Origin of the sequence: Pseudogemmobacter faecipullorum (assembly GCF_020539525.1) — a bacterium.
GTDB classification, from domain to species: Bacteria; Pseudomonadota; Alphaproteobacteria; order Rhodobacterales; family Rhodobacteraceae; genus Pseudogemmobacter; species Pseudogemmobacter faecipullorum.
The window spans coordinates 1-3,728 of sequence record NZ_JACDXX010000054.1; the positions used below are offsets into that span (position 1 = coordinate 1).

Consider the following 3,728-nt stretch of genomic DNA (forward strand, 5'->3'; position numbering starts at 1 on the left):
AAACAGCAGACCATCCAAAACCGCCGCTTGAACCACCAGCGTCAAGCAGCATAGCCTGAACCCGATGAGCCCAAGCCATCTGCTACAAAATCAGCGCGGCTGTTCCAAATCATTCGACGACGGACACGCGCGAAAAATCACCATAATTCTGCATGAAATCAGATATTTGAGGATTATTCAGGCCGAACTAATGAGCGCTTCGCCGGTCGAGACGATCTGGATGACAGCCGCATGGCCCGCCGCGAGATCGGCCTCGATGCTTGCGATCAGGGCGGGGGTTTTCATGCTGGTCAGCAGATGGCCGAAGAAGCGCTGCTTGGCAGACTCGAAGGCCGAGCGGGCAGCGGATTTGGCCTGCCTGTTCAGTGTGCTAGGCTCAGGACCGTCGCGCGCTTGCGCCACTTCGCAACGGTCTTGGGGTTGATGCCCAGATCCCGGCTCAGCTGCGCGAGCGAAGCTTGCGATCGCTGTATTGCTGCTCGGACAGCGTGTGTGGTCGTGGCGCTGCCGTGACGAACTTGTCCCATAGGGCATCCTTCCATTCCAAAGAAAGGATCGCACCATCAAACCGTGGGATCAAACACCTAGTGTTCGACTAGTCCTGAAACGCCGTGGGCAGAGATTTGCCAGGGCGGTCCCCGAGAGCCTCAAGCATTGCTCCCAGGCGCCGGTTCAACCGGGCATCGCCCAGATCGCATCCTGACGTTTCCGTTTCCACCCAACTCTGTCCCATGCCTGCACCTCGATTATCCGGTGCCACATGACGAATCATGATCGCTTGTGCTCAGGCAAGGCCAAGTGGGTGGGTGAATCAATTCGCCGCACCACTTATGGGTAGCTGCAAGCCGATTGCTACCGCCTGCCTGACTTTGGGCCGATCCGCTATGCGAAGCTTTACGTTGCGGGACCGGACGGCAGCCCCGCTCGCTTCCGCGAAGCCCCGTGCTGGGCGCATCTGCGCCGTGACTTCCATGATGTCTGGCTCTCCACCAAATCTGAGATCGCCCACGAGGCGCTCGACCGGATCGGGGCGCTCTACGACATCGAGCGCGACATCACCGGCCAGACGGCCGAGATGTGTCACGCCGACCGCCAGGAGCTGACCAAGCCGTTGGTCGAGGCGTTCTTCGACTGGACCGAGGCACAGCTGCCCCGCCTCCCGGGCAAGAGCGCCCTTGCAACGGCCTTCCGCTATCCGCAGGGCGCTGTCAGCGCTGCCCTTTCTTATCGGTAAAACGTCCTCACATCGTGCCGTCAGCCGCGATGCGGACAAGGTCGGCTTGCGACGCCGCCCCGGTCTTGGCGAATACCGCCTTCAATTGGCTGCGGACAGTTTCGACCGATACCCCAAGATCGCGAGCGATTTCCTTCGGCCGATGCCCCTGCAAAATTAAGGACGCCACCTTTGCCTCTGCGGGTGTCAACCGATGTCTGGCCGCAAAAATCTGGGCACGAAGTGTCCTGCGCCCGATGATCACGGCAGCCTTCGCGCCGAGGAAAGGCATGGACGCGCTATGGCGCGCAAGCACAAGCAGCGTAATCTCCAACCCATCTTCGACAAATGATGCCGATCGCGGGGCATCATGGTCGCGCAGCATCAACCACAAGGCGTCCTGAATTGCAGACGCACGGAAAATCACCGTGCCAGAAGCCGAAACTCCTACCGGGTAGCCCTCGGTCAGGATGGCCTGCGCTTCGGCACTGGCGAAGACCGGGCGCCCCATCAGGTCAATCAGAATTGTCGCGACCCCGGACAGGTCGGCAAGCCGATCTGTCAATGCGTTAACCTGCCCGCACGAGGCCTGCCGGCGATAGAAAGCGGAGGCGCGGCGCAGGTGCGGTGCCAGCTTGGTCAATAGGCGCGCCTTTTCTGCATTGCGCGCCTCGTCCATGTCGCCGCCAAGCGTGGACATCAGAAAGAACCTGCCATTGTCCCGCTCGATGGTCACACCGACGCCGGTTTCCTGATCATAGCGGCGCAAAAAGTCATTGTAATATTCGGTGCGCACAAAGCGGTCGCGCGAAACAAGCTGTTCACCGACGATCGCCTCGCCCACGGGCGTGCGCCCGACTTGCCACATCCACGGATTCAATGGACCGAAATGGGCCGCATATTCGCGCTGTGCTTCGTCGGGGATGCCGCTCGCAAGGGTGACGGCGCCACGTCCGCTAAGACTGTCGTGGAAAAAGATCGTGGCGCATTCCACGCCCGCCAGCACCGTGAACCGATCCAGGAAATCCTGCCAATCCACCTCGCCCAGCATGGCGGCATAGATCATGTCTATCAGTTCTTCCGAGGCATCTTTCATGCAGAATGTCTTGCGCTCCAGCCTTCGGCGCGGATTTTGCACCGACTATCCTGAACGCTATTTCAGGCCGCCCTGCTGTTCCACCGCGACATCGGCGATAAAGGACGCATTGTTGTAGGATGGAAACAGCTTTTCGACCTAGCGCATGGCTGCCTCGCGCAGCGCCTCGTACAGCCCGTCAAACACGTACTGGATCGAAAAAGTCCCGCCGGATGACCGTTCGAACATGAACGCCAGCCCGGCATCGCCCTCAAAATCGATCATGCGGCGTGCCGCATGGCCAAAGAAAAAGGTCTCGAACGAGGTCCGCATCTCGATCACGTACTGCACGCTGCCGGGAATGCCGTCGCTGCATTTGTCAAAGGGTTCGCCTTGCGCCATGGCCATAAAGCTGCCTTGGCAGGCGGCGCAGAGCAGCGCCCCATTGTTGCGCGAACATCTGGCATCCGTCTCAAGTTCGACCAGCGGAACGTAGGTCGAATTGTCGACGTCCTGATAGCCCATCGACAGAAGCCGGGCCATCGGGTCGTCACCGTCTGCCGTGTCGGAATGGTCCACCATCGCGCTGATCGTAAAGATGATCTCTGGCATGAAGGCCGCCAGTTCGGCATCGCGATAGGCCTTGTCGACCACGCAGTCCACAGGGTCCTGCGTGGCAGGTGCGACGCAGCCGCTGCTGAGCGCGCTGAGGCGCGCGGCCCAATCGCGACCTATGGTCTGCGAACCAAAGGGTGTTTCGATATCTGCCTGCGCGGGAATGGTGACGGCAAAATGGTCGTGTAGGGCCTTGATCTGTTCTTGCGGGCTGTCACCAAAGATGAACCGGGGCGACAAACTGTCCGGCCACGTAACCTGGGCCACCAGAAAGTCGCCGGGCAGGAGTCCCGTTCCGCGATAAGATGCCAAGGCCGTTTTCAGCCCCTTGCCAGCCGGACCTTGATATCCGGGCAGCCATCGCTTGTCGGTCTGTGCAGCGGCCGTCAATGCAGCCATGCTGACGAGGGCGGCCATGCAAAAAGTCCTGAGAAACATCTGGCCCCTGCAACCATGTGGGTTTCGGGCAAGTTCGCCCGGTGCATCTGCATCCAGCACGGCACCTTGTGTCGGGCAACACCCATTCGGGTGAAGGCGATCAAGGTGTGGGTCGCGGACCGCGGTCCCGCAATTGATCCTGAACCCCTTCAAGCGCCGCTATGGTCGCATGATAATCCGTCCGACCGGTCTGTTTCAGCATCCGGCGATAAAACGCCAGCCAGGCGGGAAGATCTTCGACAGGATAGGTGTTCCACCAGTCGTAAGCCTGCGGTGAGGGCCGTCTGCTCTGATTGAGCAAATGGTCTTAAGGCATTGCCTTATGGCATGCGCTTCAGTTGTTTCACCAATCGAGATTTTCGCCGCCGCTGAGGTTGGCCGTCGTCG

At 60.1% G+C, this 3,728-nt stretch carries 3 protein-coding genes and 3 pseudogenes; 1 reads left to right on the top strand and 5 read right to left on the bottom strand.

Going from position 1 to position 3,728, the window contains the following annotated elements; all coding sequences use genetic code 11:
* Positions 1-189: 189 nt before the first annotated feature.
* The 3 genes and pseudogenes from H0485_RS20895 to H0485_RS20905 form a co-directional block, all read right to left on the bottom strand.
* Positions 190-369 (bottom strand): annotated as a pseudogene (locus H0485_RS20895) (hypothetical protein); the annotation flags it as partial.
* Between the two features lie 20 nt (positions 370-389).
* A pseudogene (locus H0485_RS20900) lies at positions 390-527 on the bottom strand (IS481 family transposase); the annotation flags it as partial.
* A gap of 68 nt (positions 528-595) precedes the next feature.
* Positions 596-772 (bottom strand): IS4/Tn5 family transposase DNA-binding protein, encoded by a 177-nt coding sequence (locus H0485_RS20905; protein ID WP_354002473.1) that lies wholly within the window; start codon positions 770-772, stop codon positions 596-598.
* Positions 773-838: 66 nt separating this feature from the next.
* Between H0485_RS20905 and H0485_RS20910 the strand changes: the two are divergent.
* Positions 839-1,195, top strand: a pseudogene (locus H0485_RS20910) (IS66 family transposase); the annotation flags it as partial.
* Positions 1,196-1,241: 46 nt separating this feature from the next.
* On the opposite strand, the gene H0485_RS21970 reads toward H0485_RS20910, so the two are convergent.
* Both H0485_RS21970 and H0485_RS20920 read right to left on the bottom strand, forming a co-directional pair.
* Positions 1,242-2,351: a helix-turn-helix transcriptional regulator gene (locus H0485_RS21970; protein WP_226937828.1), complete on the bottom strand. Its 1,110-nt coding sequence runs from the start codon at positions 2,349-2,351 to the stop codon at positions 1,242-1,244.
* Positions 2,352-2,447: 96 nt separating this feature from the next.
* On the bottom strand, positions 2,448-3,320 hold the full coding sequence (locus H0485_RS20920; protein ID WP_226937829.1) for a hypothetical protein: 873 nt from the start codon (positions 3,318-3,320) through the stop codon (positions 2,448-2,450).
* Between the last annotated feature and the right edge of the window lie 408 nt (positions 3,321-3,728).

Bases quoted from the DNA above. Each gene is read 5' to 3' on its own strand.
- H0485_RS20905 (WP_354002473.1), bottom strand. From the start codon at position 772: ATGATTCGTCATGTGGCACCGGATAATCGAGGTGCAGGCATGGGACAG.
- H0485_RS20920 (WP_226937829.1), bottom strand. From the start codon at position 3,320: ATGGCCGCCCTCGTCAGCATGGCTGCATTGACGGCCGCTGCACAGACC.